This window comes from Mesorhizobium captivum (genome assembly GCF_033977165.1).
Lineage (GTDB): Bacteria > Pseudomonadota > Alphaproteobacteria > Rhizobiales > Rhizobiaceae > Mesorhizobium > Mesorhizobium captivum.
This window is the reverse complement of record NZ_JAVIJB010000020.1, coordinates 103427-120945: the sequence shown is the minus strand read 5'-3', so window position 1 is coordinate 120945 and position 17519 is coordinate 103427. Positions and strand designations below refer to the sequence as shown.

Below are 17519 nucleotides of genomic sequence, written 5' to 3'. Positions count from 1 at the left end.
GGAGGAATACGAACAGAAGCATTCAGGTGGACGACAGATGGAAAAGGCGGCATAGCTTAACGTGGGACGATGTCCGCGATTTTCCTTGTCTCAGTCTGAGGGTGCACTCCACGCCTGTCCGCGACTTAGCGGAATCCCTGTCCGGCTTTTGCGAAATACGCATAGGGGTGGTTGCGGTACGTCCAGCGTCGCGACTCCGCATCGAATGCCGCACCTGCGGCAGCAACTGTCAGCTGCGGCTTACAAAGCAGCCTAGGAGGACTGACTCGCACGGCCGAGCCACGTCCAGTCAGCCGCCCCGAAGATCGCCAGCTCACCAGCGCATAACAGATATATGGAATCGGTATGCGCGAGACACCGCAGAAGTTGAGCTAATATTTGCAAGAACGTGCAGTTTTCCTGCGAGGAGCTCCCAATGTTGCACACACCGCCGCCAGATTTGGACCGAATCGATCGGAAACTCCTCATTGCCGTACAGCGTAACAATCGCCTTACCACAGAAGAATTGGGCGAACTTGCAGGCCTTTCGGCAACTGCATGTCAGCGGCGATTGAAGCGACTTCGAGATGCGCGTGTGATCCAGGCAGATGTTGCTGTAATCTCGCCAGAAGCGATCGGGAGGCCCATGCTCATGCTAGCCTCTATAACGTTAGAGCGTGACCGTGCTGATATCATCGATCGTTTCAAACAAGCTATCCGGCGCACACCCGAGATCATGAATGGATATTACGTGACAGGTGAGGCCGATTTTGTTCTCGCAATTTCGGTTCGTGATATGGTCGAGTACGAGGCATTTACTCGTCGCTTTTTTCATGAGCACCCCGATATCAAGGGTTTTAAAACGATGGTCGTAATGGATCGAATTAAGGCATCATTGGCTCTGCCAATTGACGAATAGAATGGAAGGACCATTAGCACAGCTGCGCCCTCCGAAGACCGGGAAGCAATTCGCGAGTCGCTGCATCACAGGCGATGACAAATGGGCATCTAGCCAGCGGCCCGGCGGTACTCCAGCTGCTTCAACTGGTGGTCGATGAACTTGTGCCGCGAGTGATAAACTCGCCCGACCAGCGTCCGAGCTCGACGTAACGTCGAACCATCTGCTCAAGGAATGATATGATGTGCCGTGCGGCTGGCGGCAGTATTGTTCCATATGCGGTTGTTAGCGCCAATTCAAAGCTTAGCGAAGACCGCTCAATCGCAGCGACAGACAGATTCGGGCCTTCGAGATCTTCCCACAAGCACGCACGACTGAAAATGCCGTAGCCTTCATCCAGCGCAATCATTCGCTTAATGAGAGGTATAGAGTCGATCTCGTACTTGAATGTCAATTCCACCTTTTGCTCGTGCGCGGCCGCCTCAAGTCGTCGTCGTGTATAACTCGGCGGAGCCGGAATAATCAGTGGAAGACCTTCCAATTCAGACAGAACTACCCTCTCACCGAATGCCCATTTTTTCTTCGATCCAACTAAATAAACTTCTTCTTGGAAACGGAATTCTGGGTTTAGATGGTGATAACTATCAACATCGTAAGCGAATCCTAGATCGATCTGCTTGCTCTGGATCCAATTCGCGGTTTGATAGGTGAAGCCCTCAAGCAATTTCAGGTTTACACGCGGGAATTGTTGACGGCAGCCTAAAATAAGCTCCGCCATGAAGGTTGGGCCCAGGTTGGGCAGAACTCCCACGCGAATGGCGCCGGCGGGACTCCCTTCATCGATCCGAGCTTGAAGGCAAGCATTTTCCAGCCGCAGCAAGACATTCGCAACTTCATCGCGAAGCTTGGCACCACTTTCCGTCAACGCCACTCCGCGGCCATCCCGAATGAACAATTGCACCCCGAGCGTTTCCTCCAGGCGGCGCATTTGCCTAGATAAAGCGGGTTGCGCTATGCGTAACTCAACCGCAGCTCGGCTGATGCTGCCAAGTTCGGACACCCGGACGAAATGCCTGAGGGCGCGAAGCTCGATCTGATTATCCACGTGCTCGACCCGCTCACTTGAGACGACTTGGCACCCCGATCAGACGTGTCAGCTCTGAACCTTGCCCAAGCCTCAACGTCGAAACTAAGCTACTACGGTACCGCCCTGCAAGAGGCCTACCCAAGCTGGCTCCACGCTCGCATGACTGGTCTTCAATCGAGAAATGAAAGGGCAATTCCAGGGCGGTGTGTCACATTCGTGGGGTCCCTCATCGTTTTGCAGAAATCACGGCACACCACCCGCTAGCCCAGCCGTTGCAGATCCTTCGCATAAATATACACAATCTTTGCAACCGCAAATCGTTGGCGATGGTACTTTCACTTCTGAGGCCAGGCACAGCCGAACGGGCTGATGCCGATTTTTTGCTCCTGCAGGTCGCAGGGACACATCGTAGGACACAGCCAATGGCAAGGAAAGCGCTCATCCTAATCGAAGGTCATAGAGGTAATGGTCAGCTCTATGTCCAAGCGGCTCAGCGTCTTGGTTTACATCCGATTACACTGTCGGCTGATCCGACTCAGTACGAATATCTTGCAGCGGAAAACCTTCAGACAATCCGTGTCGATATAGACAATCTCGACGCGCTGATCCATGAATGTGCCCGGCTGCATGACACATTTGGCATTGCCGGCATTACCGGCTTTGCGGGCGACGATGAGTCGATCTCTGCGACAGTTGGTAAGCTCTGCCGGTGTTTTGATCTGCCGGGTCCCAACCCGGCGTCGATTGAACAATGCTACGACAAATTCGTTCAACGTCAGCTCCTCGCGGAGGCTGGCGTTGCAATACCTGCTTATCGCTTGGCAGCGAATGCGACGGACGTAGAAAGCTCGGCTGCCGAGATCGGCCTGCCGGTGATTGTTAAGCCAGCCGTTGGCAGTGGCAGCATGGGTGTCAGATTGTGCCGCAGCATCGATGAGTTGGCCGAACATACGGCCTATCTGTTGGAAGGAAAGCACATATGGCGATCTCCGCCAAGAGTGCTGGTCGAAGAATTCGCGGAAGGCCCTGCGTATGTCGCTGCAGTAATGGGACATGAGCTCGTTGGGATTGTCGCCGCTGACTACCATCCTCCGCCGCACTTCGTCTATCGAGAGTGCACTTTTCCGGCCCCGCTAACTGATGAGGAGCATAAGCGTATCGCCGATGTTTCCCTGGGCTGTTTGCCAGCTCTCGGTCTTGACTGGGGGCCAAAAAGTATTGAACTCCGGTTTACCAAACGTGGCCCAGTCGTCATTGAAGTCAATCCGCGTCTTAGTGGGGCCCCCACTCCTCTACTGATTAAGCTTGCTTACGGTGTCGATCTTATTACCGAGCACATCAAGCTTGTCATCGGCTGTGAACCGAACTTGTGCAAAAGGGAATCACAGATTGCGGTTGGGCGATTTCTTGTTGCCGATAGCGATGGCACCCTCGATTGGATCGATGGCGCCGGCCGTGCAGCTGCTTTAACGGGTGTGGCCGAGATCAGATTGTATGTTAAGTCTAAGGCGTCGATCGTGAGGAAAGGCGATTACCGAGACTGCATCGGGCATGTCGTCGCTGCTTCACCCACCCATGCTCATACGGAAGCGATAGTGCAGCGTGCCATCGCCTCAATTGGTTGGTCGATAACACCATTGCCCACTGTTGACGAACGGGAAAAGGCATAGGAACGCGGATACGAGATTCTTCGAGACCCCGCCCGACGAGGAGGCGCAGGTCGACTTTGCCCACCATGTCGTCTTCACTGACGAACCAACGACACCGAGGATCAGCTGGCTATTCTCTCTGTGCTCGGCTTCAGCCGCTTAATTTGGTGCGCTTCGATGAGGATCTGCTGCTGCTTATACGTTGTCATGCCGCTGCTTTCGAGGCGTTGGGCGGCGCTCCTCGTGACGTGCTCGACGGTCCTATGGATACGGCGGTGATCGGCGAAGGCGAAATCGGCGGCTTCATAGCTGACGGACCTTCGCCGAAGACGACGGCGAATGGTGTCCTGACCATGAATTACTCGCGCGAGGCGCGTTTCCATCCCTCGGCGGCTGTATAGCAGCTTAGTTGCGGGCATTGGGAAAGTGACCGCGTTGGGTTCGACGCCTCGTGACGTTTGTAACCTGTATGACCATCACGGTGCCGTCCGTTCCCCGCTGGAGATGATCGATTTGCGGCGTATGGCGTGACCATCCGGGACGGGGCACCGGGAGCACGCCAAGTGCGGGCAGGCCGATCAATTCGATGCGCTGCGAACTCGTGTTAGTAGCTGGCCGCTCCTGCGACCTGCCCGGTTGCGCCGAGAGCACGGATCCGTAGGTGTCGCGTCGCCCGCCGGCTCCCGACTTGAGGAGGAGCCGATGAGACGCGTGATTGGAATGGACATCCACCGTACCTTTGCGGAGATGGTGGTTTGGGAAGACGGACAGCTGCGCCATCACGGACGGGTCGACATGACCCGCTCAGGACTGGAAGGGTTCGGTCGCAGTTTACGATGGACGGATGAGGTTGTCGTCGAAGCAACAGGCAACGCCAAGGCGGTGGTGCGTGTGCTGTCGCCCGTCGTCGGTCGCCTGATTGTCCCTACCCAATGCAAGTGAAGGCGATCGCCCAAGGATCAAGACCGACAAGATCGATGCTGGCGTTCTGGCTGCCGCGTAGCTTCATGCCAGCGGGTTCCTGCCGGAGGTGCGGGTCCCGGACGAGCGCACCGAGCGACTGCGTCGTCTCCTAACCCGGCCCAACCAGATGGTGCGGCATCGCATGCGGGTGACGAACGAGGTGCACGGCATCCTGCAGGCGCATCTGGTGCCGAAGTGCCCGCATGCCGATCTGTTCAACAAGCGCGGCCGGGCCTGGCTCGAGCGGCAGGTCCTTCCCGACGACGAGCGCGCGCGATCACCCGCCACATCGTAAGCGGTGTTCTTAGGCCACGGCCTTAAGCTCGGGAGCGGCGATGTAGGCCCAGGGCAGGAGATCGTCGATCTGGCTGTTCGGGTGGCCGTTGACGATCCTGGCGAGCACGTCGGCTAGGTAGCCGAGCGGCTCGACGTCGTTCAGCTTGCACGTCTCGATCAGCGAAGCGACGACGGCCCAGTGCTCGGCGCCGCTGTCAGAGCCCGCGAAGAGGGCGTTCTTCCGGTTGAGCGCGATCGGGCGGATCGACCGCTCGACGGTATTGGAGTCGACCTCGATGCGTCCGTCGTCGAGGAAGCGGGTGAGCCCCTCCCAGCGTGACAGCGTATAGCGGATCGCCTCGGCGAGCTTGGTCTTCTGGCTGATCAGGCCGAGCTTCTCGCGCAGCCACGGCTCGAGCTCGGCCAGGATCGGCCGGCTCCTTTCCTGGCGCGCGGCACGACGTGCGTCTGCCGGCTGGCCGCGGATGTCGTCCTCGACGCGATAGAGTTCTGCGATGCGCCGGAGCGCCTCGCTCGCGATCGGCGCTGGGCCAGCCGCGGCGAGTTCGTAGAAGCGCCGGCGCACGTGTGCCCAGCAGAAGGCGAGCGTTGCGCCGCTCTTGTCGGCGAGCACCCGATAGCCACCGTATCCGTCGACCTGCAGGATTCCGGCAAAGCCCGCCAGATGAGCGATAGGTCGCTCCGCCTTTCGGTCCGGCGCATAGATATAGGCGACGCCCGGCGGGTCGCTCCCGTCCCATGGTCGGTCATCCCGCGCGTAGGCCCAGAGCTGCCCGGTCTTGGTCTTGCCGCGGCCGGGATCCAGCACCGGCGCCGTGGTCTCGTCGGCAAAGAGCTTGGGCGAGGCTTTCAGCTTCTCCAGCAGCCGCTCGTGGACCGGACGCAGATGCCAGGCGGCGCGGCCGACCCAGTCGGCGAGCGTGGAACGGTCGAGGTTGATACCCTGCCGGGCGTAGATCTGCGCCTGACGATAGAGCGGCAAGTGATCGGCATATTTGGAGACCAGAACCTGGGCGACCGTCGCCTCGGTTGGCAGGCCGCCTTCGATCAATCGGGCGGGCGCCGGAGCCTGCACGACCACGTCCTCGCAGGCACGACAGGCATATTTGGGCCGCCGCACGACGATCACGCGCAGTTGCGCCGGCACGATGTCGAGCCGTTCGCTGACGTCTTCGCCGATCCGATGAAGTCCGTTGCGACAGCATGGGCAGGCATGGTCCTCGATGTCGACGACCATCTCGATGCGCGGCAGATGCGGCGGCAGCGCACCTCGGTTCGCCCGCCGCTTTGCGGTACGCTCCCTGCGCGCGGCAGGATCGGCACGTTCGGCCTCTTCCTCGCCTGCCGCTTCGATCTGTTCGGCCTCCTCGAGGCCGAGGAGCAGTTGATCTTCGGGCAGGCTCTCGGCCCGGCGGCCGAAGCGGTGACGCTGCAATTCCTTGATGATCTGGGTCAGGCGAGCATTCTCGACATCGCGCGCCAGGACCATCGCCTTCAGCACATCCGGATCGTCGGGAAGCTGGTCCGCCGTCATCGCCATGATCGGATCAGACCATATTCGCCAGTTCCGGGCGACAGCGGAATCCAGGCTGATTCACTTGGTCGCGGATCAACCCGCCTGCGCCGGAGCGCGCGTCCGGCGGGCTTCATGGACGCGCCGCCAATCAAGCCCCTCAAGCAGCGCCGACAACTGAGCGGCCGTCAGCCGCATCACGCCATCCTGCACTTTCGGCCAGCGGAACTCGCCATCCTCCAGACGCTTCGCATAGAGGCAGACGCCGGTGCCGTCCCAGAAGATCAGCTTGATCCGATCCGTCCGTTTCGCGCGGAAGACATAGACTGCACCGCTGAACGGATCGGCACCCATCGTCTCGCGCACCAACGCAGCCAGCCCCTCCGCCCCCTTGCGGAAGTCCACCGGCTTCGTCGCCACCATGACCTTGACGGCGCCTGTCGGCCCGATCACGACGTTGCCTTCAGCGCACGGATCACCGCCGCAACCGTCTTGGCGTCGGCGCCGCGGCCAACCCGCATGGCGATGCCGTCGATCTCAAGCTCGATGACGCCAGCATCTCGGGCCGTCTTCCGCTTCCGCGGCTGTGCTGGACGCTTCGGCGCGGGTTCCGGAGGCGGCGCCGTCACCACCGCCGGCACGAAGGCCGGGGATTCCTGCTGCACCGAAGCCTGTTTGCGCGCTTCGCGCCGCCAGGCGAACACCTGCTGCGGCCTGAGACCATAACGCCGGGCGACTTCGGAAATAATTGCGTTCGGTTCCAGCGTCTCCGCGACGATCCGCGCCTTATCATCCATCGACCAGTGACGCCGGCCGCCAGCACCGTTGATCACCTCGAAACGCCGGGGCTGCCGCTCCGGGTCAAGCGTAAGGTCAAGTCCAGACACAGGCCTATCTCCGATCCCAATACAGGATCGGCAACCTCACAGATTGTGATCACCCCCGAAAGGTGGCCCGGAAACACCGCTTACGCCACATCCGCGAGACCGATTGGCCGAGGATATTGTCGACCTCGATCGGGAGATCGCCCTGGAAGCGGTTGATGATGGGCAAGTCCGGCGGCTGCGTGTTTCGGTAAATCCCGGACAGTGATGGTGGTGTACTGGCTGGGAATTATCGGAACCCCTGTCCGTCTTTTGCGAAATGCGCAGCGCCTTCAGACAATCATCGGCGTCAAGGTCACGCGAGCCGTATTATCGCCCCCGTCGCCGCGCATCCGGCGGTCCGCGAACCGTAGAAGCTGGTGAGCTACTTCGGCCTCAATCCGCGTGTGCGTCAGTCCGGGGCAAATCCCTTGGCACAATATGGCCGGATCAGCAAACATGGGCGTTCCCATGCCCGCGCCATGCTGGTCGAGGCCGCCTGGGCGGCGGCGCCCGGACGGTTCAGGGCCTTCTTCCTGCGCATCCGCAACAAGTGTGGCCATCAGGTCGCAGCCGTGGCGCTCGCCCGCAAGCTCGCGGTGTTTCTGGCATCTGCTGACAAAGGAGCAGGACTACTTCTGGGCTCGCCCGGCGAATTGTGGCGGCATAGCGGAGGCAGCTCGCTCTCAAGGTTGGCGCGCCGGGCGAGCGCGGTGTCGGTCGCCGCGGTTCGGCTTACGCCTCCAACGTCAAGGAGTTACGAAACAGCGAGAAAGCCGCGGCCGAGCGTGCCGACGAGCTGATGGTTGGGCATTGCCGGCCACGCGGGCCGAAGCGGCGCACGGACAGGCGAAGCCAATAAGCAAACACGCGAACCTGGAATTTTTGAGGTCAGGTTCTGGTCCTCGCGTCCAATGCCAATGCCTGCACGTCAATACCTCACCAATCCCGCGCAATTGGGCATGCCGCATTACACTGCACTCGACCCTTGAGCCGGAAAGATCGACTTAATCTCGAGGAATGCTGCCAAACCCTCAGGTCCGAGTTCCCGACCAACTCCGCTTCCCTTGACACCGCCGAATGGCGCGTCGATGTGAAGTGCGTAACGGTTGATGCCGACAACACCAGCCTCCACTCGGCGCGCAATCGCCATGCCCCGCTCGGGGTCGGACGTGAACACCGCACTACCCAGGCCATATGTAGTGCCGTTGCAAATCGCGATCGCCTCTTCCTCGTTGTGGTACGGGATCACAGACACTACCGGCCCGAAGATCTCCTCCTGCGCGATCCGCATAGATGGATCGACGTCACGGAAGACCGTTGGCTCGAGGTAATAACCAACGTCGAGACCCTGCGGACGCCGACCGCCGATAACGACCTTCGCGCCCTGTACGCATCCAGATGCAATGTACTCCTCTACGCGAACACGTTGCCGCTTCGCCACCAGTGGCCCGACCTGCGTCGCTGGATTGAGCGGGTGGCCCACGACTAGCTCTGCCACCTTGTTCGCAATTCCTGCGACGACTTCGTCGTACCTTGCGCGTGGAGCAAGGACGCGGGTCAGGGCGTGACAGATCTGACCACTGAACGGGATGCACGCCGGCGCAACTAAGGGGAGAAACGTGTCAAGATTGACATCCTCGAGCAGCAAGGCAGCCGACTTGCCGCCAAGCTCGAGCGTAACGCGCGCAAAGCGCTTGGCGCAGGCCAGTGCAACCTGGCGACCAGCGTGCGTTGAACCCGTAAATGACACTTTGTCGACACCCGGATGAGATGCAACCAATGCTCCTGTTTCGCGCCCGCCGAATACGATATTCACGACGCCGGGGGGAATGCCTGCCTCGTCTAGGGCTTCGGCGAGTAGGTATGAGTCCAGTGATGCTTCCGGTGAGGGCTTAACGACCGTCGTGCAACCTCCGGCCAATGCTGGTGCGAGCTTCCATGCGATTGCGCCCTGAGGACCGTTCCACGGTACGATCAATCCGGCAACACCTATCGGCTCTCTCCGAATGACAGTTCGCAACTCATGTCCTATGCGCTCGTATTCAACTTCTAGTTGATCAGCTAGCTTGGCATAGTAGCGATAAAATCTCGATGTGCCACTCCCACTCGATTGCACGGAGCTTACCAGGGGCATCCCGATCTGCGCCGTGACAACCGCGCCCAGATGCTCGGCGCGATCCTCGATTGCACGCGCGAGCCGACGTAAATAATGGGCTCGCTGCGACGGCGGCAGCTGCGGCCACCCGGAGTTCCGGAACGCCGCACGTGCGGCATCCACTGCCGCAGAAACGTCGTGCTTGTCGCCATTGGGGATTGTCGCAAATTCCAGCTCATCCGCCGGGTTCACGACCGGAATCCGAGCCGACGAATGGGCCGGCCGGAGCTCGCCGTCGACATAGATATACGCGTGCTCGCCTGTCATCAAGCTGGTTGTCGTGGTCATTGCTTTGCCTTTCGTCGCATGATCCTTTGGTTTCCACCTAACAGAAGAGTCCCATTTGGGATTCCCTTCGGCGGCGTCTGCCGGATGCGCGCAGGAATCTCGCTCACCGTTTCTTCGATTGATCGCCAGCGCCTGGCCCTCGACCGCACCCAGCCCGGCCTGCCCCATGAAGACAGGCAGGCTCGGCACCATGACCCACGACTACAAGCGCAATGGCACGATCACGCTGTTCGCCGCCCCGAGGTGCTCGACGGCACCGTCATCGGCAGGAACATGCAGCGCCACCGGCCATCAGGAGTTCATTCGCTTTCTCAACACCGGTCGATGCCGAAGTGCCAGCCGACAAGGCGGTTCACGTCATCCTCGACAACTACGCCGCCCATGAGCACCCTAAGGTGCGTGCCTGGCTCAACCGCCATCAGCGCTTCACCTTCCACTTCACCCCCACGTCTTGCTCCTGCGTCAACGCCGCCGAGGGCTTCTTCGCCAAACTGGGGGGCCTTCATTCTGTCGTCGCTGCAGTCGGCTATCGACCGCTTCCTCGCCGAGCACAATCGACAGCCCAAACCCTTCACCTGGACCGCCGACCCCAACAAAATCATCGCCGTCTTCAAACGTGGGCGCCAAATGTTGATTCAATCCACTAGGATCAGGGGATGCCCGCGACGCGTTCCAACCTTGCGGCCACCGCCTATACCTCCGGAGCCAAACTCAATCCGGTGCCAAAACCAAGGCCAGCGTTAAGGAACCTAGTGCCACGTCGACAGCTAGCGCTCCTAGGTAGACCTCTGCTTCAAGGCCAAAGGTTGTGCAGCTTTCTTGGAGTGGCAGCCTTGGCACGCTCGACCTCTGCTCTGGGTAAACGGTCGACAAATTGAGCCAGCACTAAGCGGGCAACCACTTCCGGATCGACCGCCGGGTCTCCCTGGACCCCGAGGCGGATCCGATCGAGAAATGAATTCCGGTTTCTGGCTTTGGCGCGGCCGCCGGGATGCCAACCCTCGTAGTAAAAGCCGCGAAGCAAGGCTGGCAAGCGAGCGCCCATATAAACGGCGTGCTCGCGATCCAGGCAGTCGCGCAGAGCGTGCAGCGTCGCAATCAGGGCTTGGTAGACCCGTTCGCGATCGTGCCAGCGAAGTCGCCACATCAGATCGCTGATCCAATTCTGAGTTGCTTCTAATGCGTTGTTGAAATCATGCCTCGCGTACATTAGCTTTTCTCATGTCCTTGAAGGTTGTCAGGATCTCGGAATGAGCCTCATCGGCCGTGAGGTTGACCTGGTCAGCGACTAGCGCTGCGAAGAAGAGGACTATAAAAATCGGCTTCATCCGCAGCGAGCGAGCGATGCATGACATATGGCCCCCTTGGAAAAGCGGCCTTCCGGTAGCGAAGTAGTCCCAGAGGAAAGCTGGAGTTCATCCAGATTAATCGCTCAGTTTCCGCCCTCAGAAATCCTCGCCTCAGCGCAGCGCTAGGATCTCGTTTGGCGCAATCTAAACAATTGGCAGTCCTAGCGTGCCTCATTCCAAGAGCCTATAGGAGGCCGGTCATACGCGACGGCCCTACTCACAGAGTTCTTTTAGGGGTTCACGTCAGCGTGTGCTACGTCGTGGCCGCAGTTTGTTCACGCTTCATCAAGCCGAACGCCTACTGCAACTCACGCGCGCGCCCGGCCCCATTCCCCTTTTCCCATATTGACTCGTAGTTTCGCAGCATCATCTCCGCGACACCAAAGGTGTGATTGCCTTGCCGCGAAGCCAGGCGAGCGTCGATGTCTGGATATATAAAGAAGGGAAGAGAAATTCGTTCGGTCGGGCCACTGTGCACCACTTGATGCGGCGTACTCTTGAACCGGTTATCGCTCAAGACCTGAAGCATGTCGCCCAGATTGACCACCAGACTGTCGGGGAGGCTAGGCGCCGGTATCCAACGCCCGTGGAACCATACCTGCAAGGAGCGAATAGGGAGTTCCTCCTGGAGCAGGAGCGTGAAGAAACCATTATCGGTATGCTTAGCGGCCGCCCCGCCAGTAGACGGGTACCGGATCACGCGTTGCAGAACCGTCGGCGGGCTGAAATGACGTCGGAACCAGCCTTTTTCCATATCGAGCAGGTCGGCCAGCGCGTTCCCGAGCTGCGGCACAACCCCATTGAGCACGGTAGCCTGCAAAGCAAGCAAGCTTCGAGCGAAACCAGGAGCCAAGGCATCATCCGGAAGGCATGTGCGTCCGGCGAACGGACGCCGGTCGTTTTCATTCTCGATTCCGAGGTCGAACATTTCCTTTGGATCCGGGCCGGCCTCGGGATGTAGCATTTCACCGTGCAACGGACTGTATCCACGGGCGGTGGTGGGGTGGACGTTTTGGAAGGCGTGACCATAGCGTTCCTTGGTAGCCAGTGGCAACGCGAAGAAACGCCGGGAGGCGTCGATCGCTTCTGCGATCTGTTCCTTCGGGATTCCGTGCTCGATAAGGTAGAAGAACCCGTACTCCTCGCAGGCCGTGCGTAATCGCTGTTGCTCTTCCCGTCGAGTTGCATCGGATGACAGTTTCGCCAATGAGATTCGCGGTAGCGTAGCCATAGTCGCTCCTTTGTCGGCCCGTGCCCATGTGGGGATGTTTAAGACAAATCTGCATACACGAATTTATTCTCTATCGCAGCGAATATCTCATAGACTACCGGAGCCGACAACAGGAAATATATTAATATTGTTCAGCCTTACTGTCGCATTTATTTAATATTCATTTAATATCCATAACATACAAGTCTATGGCCTATCGACTACAAATGGACAACAGCACTTTCCGGCAGTGGCAAAGGCTGTTCTACGCGAAGATCGCCCAACGTTCACGCTGGCCGCGTCTGGACGTCGCGGACGCAGCGTATCGCTTTGCGGTCTCGACGCAGACGAGTGCCCGCCATGACCGCCATGCTTCAGTGGGTTAGCAATGCGGAACACCAAGCATAAGTATGTATGTTATAGGGACGGGAGTGAAAGCGGCGCCAATTTCCACCTCTTCGGGAATTGTTTGGCATTTGGCAGTTCGTCAGTCCCGACCAACTTGGCGAAAGACGCATCCCGCCAAGCCCTCATCGATGAAGTTTGATCACCTCTTTGCTGACCATTCCCCGCCTTCTTTCAAAATGGCATCAGCCATCTTCTCAGCCACCATGATTGTTGGAATGTTTGTATTGGCGCGGGGGCAGAATGGCATCACAGAAGCGTCGGCAATCCTCAAACCCGAAACGCCACGAACCCGGCCCGACGGATCGGTCACCGCAACAGGGTCCGAGGCTGGCCCTATCCTGCAACTCGACGTCGGATGCCAATTGCCGGTCACGTTCTGTCGGACAAACCGATCCAGATGCTCCTCGTTGTCGATCAGATCTGAAATGCTCCGTCCATTGGTGATGACATGCCTAATGAGGGCGCGGCGCAAGCGCGGAGAACTGTCCATGAGCAGAGCCAGCACCGACGTAAGCCCGTAATTAATGCAATTTACCTTGCTAACCTGCTTCGCTCGCGCATTCCAAGCTGACGGGAACGGGTCGAGCCCCACCCCCGAAAGGGAATCTTGCAGCAGAAGGCGGCCCACGAAACGGAATCCCTGCTTCAGTCGCTCGGCATCCCGCTGGTCGCTCAACCAGTTGAAATCTACCTCCGGCTCAACGGCATGAGAGCGATCCTTGAGGACGATGGTTCCTGCTGAATAAGTACGGTTGACCCACACGTAAAGGGAGCCGAGGCGCTTGCCGAGCGGGTGCCAGGCCGACTTGGCAACCGCCGATACCGCCATGTCTGTCGAAGGACACCCATTGTAGCCTGACGAGTAACGGGCATGCATCTGAATGTGCCCGCTAACATTGGATGCCATGCGATCGCGCCGTTTCAAATACGCCGAAACGGCGATCCCTGGATGTTCTTGAAGGTTCTGGCCCACACCTCTTACATCTGCAACCACCGGAATACCGAGCTTTGTCAGTTGCTCGGCCGGGCCGATCCCGGAGCGCAACAATATCGCGGGCGAGTGGATGGCTCCGGCGCAGAGGATCACCGTCGAGGCGCGAAACGACGGCCGCCCGAACTTGTTTTCCGTCTCGACGCCAGTTATGGCGCATCCTGAAAAGGCCAGCCGCACAACCGTCGTTTCGGGCAGGATTATCAAATTGCGTCGACGACGAACACTCTCGGACAAGTAAGCCATCGCGGCGGAAACGCGATGCCCATTTCGATTCGTCAAGGGAACAACCGAGTATCCATCACCAAATTCACCGTTGAAGTCTGGCCTGAAATGAAGACCCTCATTTTCATACGCTTTTGACACTGCTCGGATAAAGCCGGACCAGTCTGATTGCCGCACTCGTCTGATTGGTAGAGGACCAGCCCTGCCGTGAAATTCACCGCCAAAATCCAGATCACATTCGAGACGACGGAAATATGGTAGAACCTCATCCCAACTCCAGCCCGCTGCACCGCTTGCGGCCCAGTCATCGTAGTCCTCGGGACCACCGCGGTTGGCCACCTGGGCATTGATGCTGGAGCCGCCCCCCATGACCCGGGCCTGCTCGTAATGGATGGGCTTGCGGCCATCCCGAACCGTGGTCGCGTCGAGTGAAGGCCATTGATAATCAGGATTAAAGTAAGCACGTGTTGGATTGCCGTCCAGGATGTCGTTAGGGACCGCATTCGGGGGCGTATCGGGACCGGCCTCGATAAGCAGTACGCGGCGTCCATCGGTGGATAGCCTACTCGCCATGACGGATCCAGAGGAACCGCCACCGATCACGATATAATCGAAAACCAACACAAGCCTCCACCGTTGTATGATGCTTAGACGAGAGACAAGGGGCGCTATCGGCGCTCCTCAGCAAAGCGATCACTCGTCATCCAGCAAAATACTTGCTGGTGCCGCCGAAAATCCACACCACACTCTAGTAGTTGGTGAGAGGCCGAGAATCAGCTAGGATGGACAAGCATGGAATGAACGTCGCTACAGCTGCGTGACGGACGAAATCCAGTAGATCGAGTAGCGGAACTTCTCTCCGAGAGATCGTGATTTCATTCGACCTGTCAGTGTCCGTTCCAAAAAGAGGTGAGTGATTTCAGCGGGTTGTGGTTCGGTCGGATTGCCGACATTCGACTGAGATCACGGTGCCAAAAGCTCGGCAAGCTCACGCTGGAAATCATCAAGCGCTCCGACAAGGCCAGAGGCTTAAGCTTCTGCCCCGCCGCTGGGTGGTGGAACGCACATTCGCCTCGCTCGGGCGATGCAGAAAGGCTGGCGAAGGACTCGAGCGTACATTGCTTCCGCCGAGGCATGGGTCTTCATCGTAAATATCAGCCTCTCCCGTAGGCTCGCAAGACTTTAAAATCTCGGCACTCATTCCAATTCAGACGCTCAGATAGGGAAATTCCCGTAGGCAGCAACGAGCCGTCTACCGACCCACGATCAACACGCAGCGGTCCGCATGCGACCTGCGGATGTTCTCACAGTCCCCTGCTCGCGCCGGGCACGTTGTGCCACCGCTGAACGGGACTGTGTGCGATCGCGGTTGTTTTACCGCGTGACACTCGGACAAGCGACGATCCTGGGAGCGGATTCCTATGTTTAATGCACTTACTGTTGCTCCGCTAAAAGGTTGGAGGTGATCAGGATCGATCCCTTCTCGTAGCGCCGTGACACGAGTTGGAAGAACAGGTGGGCGGCATTGGCCTCGAAGGGCAGATAGCCCAGTTCGTCGATGATGAGCAGTTTCGGCCGCGACAGGATCGCAACTGCTTGTCGAGCGAGCCGTCGCTGTGGGCCTTGGCCAGCGTCGCCACCAACGTAGCAGCCGTGATGAACTGCACGTTGTAATTCTGGCGGATCGCCTCGCGGCCGAGCGCCACGGCCAGATGGGTCTTGCCCGTGCCGGGTAGGCCGAGGAACAAGAGCGTGTCGCCGCGCGCCGGTACGCTCCGAAACCGCAGGAAAGCGCCTTCCATGCCTTCGAATCAGTCGGCCTGGCGTTGCCTCAGCGAGGCCCGGATGTGCATTCGGCGCGAATAGCCAAGCGTCCCGACAAACACATGGATCCGCACCCGCTCGCCGCCGATCCTTACCCGCGTGTCGCCGAAGTGGATCTGCATCTGATGACCCGGCGCCGTCTCGAAGCGCACCGTCGTCAGCTTCTGCGCTTCCTACTCGCGCCGCCATTGTCGAACCCGAAGTTCTACCGAGCGCAGCCTGTTGACGATGCCATGCTCGCTCTCCAACTCCTGCCGAATGACGTCCGCATTCCCGTGGTGGCGAAAGAAACGCTCCCGAAGCCAATCGTCCAGACCATCAAATGCTGTCCGAAGCACGGGCTGGCGATACGCTACAACGCCACCTTCACGCAGTTATCGGCGAACCGTGTTGCGCGCGTATCCAAACTCCTGCGAAATTCGTTTCACTCCCCAGCCTCGTTCGTGCAGGCCTAACATGGGCAAAACTTCTTCCCCCGACCGCATCTCCTCAACCCGCATCGTTCCAGACAATGCAGGTTGCGATGAAAACTCTCTCGTCATCGATTCTTCCTCTCAAAAGAGAGGGGTCAGTTCTTCGTTTCGTTCGGGGTTCAATTTCTCATTTCGCCCGACAAAAGCGGGCGTCAACTACCAGATGCGGTGGTGTCGGTGCCTTCCCGCAAACTGTAGAAGACATGGTGTGTTCAGCGCAGTGATCCGGGTGCATCGACATGCAGAGCAACGTCACGACCTTAGAGCTTTCCAGATGCATCTGTGCGGCAGACGAGTTAGCACGCAAGGTGGGCCTTCATATTACGATGGGCGACGATTTTGAGGAGTACGTTGGGATAACCAGCAGACTTCCCGGGAAATCACCTACGTACCCAAGCTTCCGTCCCGACTGCTCTGATCTTCCGCCTGGAAAGGCCTTTTGGATCGTCGGACGGGACCGGGAGGGAAGTGTAGCTCACGTCCAAGCAATGCGTTTAGATCATCTGTCAAAGACGGACGTTGCTGAACACCTTGAGTCGTTGAGAGCATGGTTCACGGATCCTATCCTAAAAGCCGGCCCCGGTTCCTCGTCTCGCTGCGACGCGCCCACCGCACGCAGCATAAGCGGGCTGGTCGCCTATCATGGCGACATCTGGTTGCGCGAGGACTATAGAGGCCGCGGTCTCGCCACCTTTATCGGTCGCATTGCATTTGGACTGGCTTGGGCCAAATGGGCGCCCGACTTCATCTATGCGCTGGTTGCCGACTGGCACATAGAAAGACGCGTAGTCCATCAGTATGGGTATCTACATCAGGAGCCACACGGATCAGTCCTGCACTTGCCGGCGCACGGGATAGTTGATGACGATTGGCTCGTTTGGCTGACGCGACACGAGCTCTTGAATAGGTTTCGTACTTCCGCATTGCGAGCGCTTGATGAGAGTACTGTGGCGTTAGCCGAATTATGATGGACAACACCCAGTTGGTCGAACGCCGCCAAGCTGCGTTGGCGGATCGAGCGAGACTATCAGGAACTCAAGCAGGAGCTGGGACTAGGCCACTACGAAGGCCGAGGTTGGCGGGGCTTCCACCACCACGCCAGTCTCTGTATCGCCGCCTATGGCTTCCTGGTCTCTCTGAGACAGACGATTCCCCCCTCAACTCCAGCTCGCTCCCAGGGCCGCCAAACATCTGGTCTTCCCGACGGCCATCGACCCCGCGGATCCTCCGACCCGACCAGAGCGGCACGTCCCGACCTCGATCCCGACCATCCGGCGACGCCCGACTGTGGCCCTGGCCAACCGCCTGCAACAATGTCGATAGCATAAGGGCCATGAACAGCCC

Annotated in this window: 13 protein-coding genes and 6 pseudogenes; 9 read left to right on the top strand and 10 right to left on the bottom strand. The window is 58.9% G+C overall.

Annotation, left to right across the window (positions count from 1 at the left end):
- Positions 1 to 415: 415 nt before the first annotated feature.
- Complete coding sequence (locus tag RFM40_RS18445; protein ID WP_095489421.1) at positions 416 to 898, top strand: Lrp/AsnC family transcriptional regulator; 483 nt, start codon at positions 416 to 418, stop codon at positions 896 to 898.
- A 121-nt stretch (positions 899 to 1019) separates the two neighbouring features.
- On the opposite strand, the gene RFM40_RS18440 is transcribed toward RFM40_RS18445, so the two are convergent.
- Complete coding sequence (locus RFM40_RS18440) at positions 1020 to 1982, bottom strand: LysR family transcriptional regulator (protein ID WP_320277954.1); 963 nt, start codon at positions 1980 to 1982, stop codon at positions 1020 to 1022.
- A 404-nt stretch (positions 1983 to 2386) separates the two neighbouring features.
- Here RFM40_RS18440 and RFM40_RS18435 point away from each other — a divergent pair, with 404 nt between their 5' ends.
- From RFM40_RS18435 to RFM40_RS18420, 4 genes and pseudogenes are all read left to right on the top strand, one after another.
- Entirely contained in the window at positions 2387 to 3634 is a 1248-nt protein-coding gene (locus tag RFM40_RS18435) for an ATP-grasp domain-containing protein (protein WP_430691699.1), read from the top strand.
- A 13-nt stretch (positions 3635 to 3647) separates the two neighbouring features.
- Positions 3648 to 3912 (top strand): annotated as a pseudogene (locus RFM40_RS18430) (IS21 family transposase); the annotation flags it as partial.
- Between the two features lie 403 nt (positions 3913 to 4315).
- Positions 4316 to 4555 carry a hypothetical protein gene (locus tag RFM40_RS18425; RefSeq protein ID WP_320277953.1) on the top strand — a complete coding sequence of 80 codons (240 nt, stop codon included), beginning with the start codon at positions 4316 to 4318 and terminating at the stop codon, positions 4553 to 4555.
- A 163-nt stretch (positions 4556 to 4718) separates the two neighbouring features.
- Complete coding sequence (locus tag RFM40_RS18420) at positions 4719 to 4871, top strand: hypothetical protein (protein WP_320277952.1); 153 nt, start codon at positions 4719 to 4721, stop codon at positions 4869 to 4871.
- Positions 4872 to 4880: 9 nt separating this feature from the next.
- On the opposite strand, the gene tnpC is transcribed toward RFM40_RS18420, so the two are convergent.
- The 3 genes from tnpC to tnpA form a co-directional block, all read right to left on the bottom strand.
- Positions 4881 to 6413: an IS66 family transposase gene (gene tnpC / locus RFM40_RS18415; RefSeq protein WP_320277951.1), complete on the bottom strand. Its 1533-nt coding sequence runs from the start codon at positions 6411 to 6413 to the stop codon at positions 4881 to 4883.
- A gap of 69 nt (positions 6414 to 6482) precedes the next feature.
- The gene (tnpB, locus tag RFM40_RS18410) at positions 6483 to 6839 is read right to left on the bottom strand and encodes an IS66 family insertion sequence element accessory protein TnpB (protein WP_127242249.1); all 357 of its coding nucleotides are present in this window, start codon (positions 6837 to 6839) and stop codon (positions 6483 to 6485) included.
- Entirely contained in the window at positions 6836 to 7273 is a 438-nt protein-coding gene (gene tnpA / locus RFM40_RS18405) for an IS66-like element accessory protein TnpA (RefSeq protein WP_320277950.1), read from the bottom strand. Before tnpA ends, tnpB begins: the two co-directional genes overlap by 4 nt.
- A gap of 356 nt (positions 7274 to 7629) precedes the next feature.
- Here tnpA and RFM40_RS18400 point away from each other — a divergent pair, with 356 nt between their 5' ends.
- Entirely contained in the window at positions 7630 to 8052 is a 423-nt protein-coding gene (locus tag RFM40_RS18400; RefSeq protein ID WP_320277949.1) for a transposase, read from the top strand.
- A 167-nt stretch (positions 8053 to 8219) separates the two neighbouring features.
- On the opposite strand, the gene RFM40_RS18395 is transcribed toward RFM40_RS18400, so the two are convergent.
- Positions 8220 to 9674 carry an aldehyde dehydrogenase gene (locus tag RFM40_RS18395; RefSeq protein ID WP_320277965.1) on the bottom strand — a complete coding sequence of 485 codons (1455 nt, stop codon included), beginning with the start codon at positions 9672 to 9674 and terminating at the stop codon, positions 8220 to 8222.
- 147 nt (positions 9675 to 9821) lie between these two features.
- On the opposite strand from RFM40_RS18395, the pseudogene RFM40_RS18390 reads away from it, so the two are divergent.
- Positions 9822 to 10439: pseudogene (locus RFM40_RS18390) on the top strand (IS630 family transposase); the annotation flags it as partial.
- A 49-nt stretch (positions 10440 to 10488) separates the two neighbouring features.
- Here the strand turns inward: RFM40_RS18390 and RFM40_RS18385 are convergent.
- The 3 genes from RFM40_RS18385 to RFM40_RS18375 all read right to left on the bottom strand — a co-directional run bounded on the left by RFM40_RS18385 (position 10489) and on the right by RFM40_RS18375 (position 14499).
- The gene (locus RFM40_RS18385; RefSeq protein ID WP_320277948.1) at positions 10489 to 10905 is read right to left on the bottom strand and encodes a DUF2267 domain-containing protein; all 417 of its coding nucleotides are present in this window, start codon (positions 10903 to 10905) and stop codon (positions 10489 to 10491) included.
- Between the two features lie 437 nt (positions 10906 to 11342).
- Entirely contained in the window at positions 11343 to 12275 is a 933-nt protein-coding gene (locus RFM40_RS18380) for an isopenicillin N synthase family dioxygenase (RefSeq protein WP_320277947.1), read from the bottom strand.
- A 526-nt stretch (positions 12276 to 12801) separates the two neighbouring features.
- Positions 12802 to 14499, bottom strand: a complete 1698-nt coding sequence (locus tag RFM40_RS18375) for a GMC family oxidoreductase (RefSeq protein ID WP_430691698.1) — start codon at positions 14497 to 14499, stop codon at positions 12802 to 12804.
- Between the two features lie 315 nt (positions 14500 to 14814).
- On the opposite strand from RFM40_RS18375, the pseudogene RFM40_RS18370 reads away from it, so the two are divergent.
- Positions 14815 to 15064: pseudogene (locus RFM40_RS18370) on the top strand (transposase); the annotation flags it as partial.
- 248 nt (positions 15065 to 15312) lie between these two features.
- Here RFM40_RS18370 and RFM40_RS18365 read toward each other — a convergent pair.
- Together RFM40_RS18365 and RFM40_RS18360 are read right to left on the bottom strand one after the other, a co-directional pair.
- Positions 15313 to 15680, bottom strand: a pseudogene (locus RFM40_RS18365) (ATP-binding protein).
- A 12-nt stretch (positions 15681 to 15692) separates the two neighbouring features.
- Positions 15693 to 16244 (bottom strand): annotated as a pseudogene (locus tag RFM40_RS18360) (IS21 family transposase); the annotation flags it as partial.
- A gap of 926 nt (positions 16245 to 17170) precedes the next feature.
- On the opposite strand from RFM40_RS18360, the pseudogene RFM40_RS18355 reads away from it, so the two are divergent.
- Positions 17171 to 17503, top strand: a pseudogene (locus RFM40_RS18355) (IS701 family transposase); the annotation flags it as partial.
- Positions 17504 to 17519 lie beyond the last annotated feature (16 nt).

Coding starts and splice junctions, on each gene's coding strand:
- RFM40_RS18445 (WP_095489421.1), top strand. CDS start 416: ATGTTGCACACACCGCCGCCAGATTTGGACCGAATCGATCGGAAACTC.
- RFM40_RS18435 (WP_430691699.1), top strand. CDS start 2,387: ATGGCAAGGAAAGCGCTCATCCTAATCGAAGGTCATAGAGGTAATGGT.
- RFM40_RS18425 (WP_320277953.1), top strand. CDS start 4,316: ATGAGACGCGTGATTGGAATGGACATCCACCGTACCTTTGCGGAGATG.
- RFM40_RS18420 (WP_320277952.1), top strand. CDS start 4,719: ATGCGGGTGACGAACGAGGTGCACGGCATCCTGCAGGCGCATCTGGTG.
- tnpC (WP_320277951.1), bottom strand. CDS start 6,413: ATGGCGATGACGGCGGACCAGCTTCCCGACGATCCGGATGTGCTGAAG.
- RFM40_RS18395 (WP_320277965.1), bottom strand. CDS start 9,674: ATGACAGGCGAGCACGCGTATATCTATGTCGACGGCGAGCTCCGGCCG.
- RFM40_RS18385 (WP_320277948.1), bottom strand. CDS start 10,905: ATGTACGCGAGGCATGATTTCAACAACGCATTAGAAGCAACTCAGAAT.
- RFM40_RS18380 (WP_320277947.1), bottom strand. CDS start 12,275: ATGGCTACGCTACCGCGAATCTCATTGGCGAAACTGTCATCCGATGCA.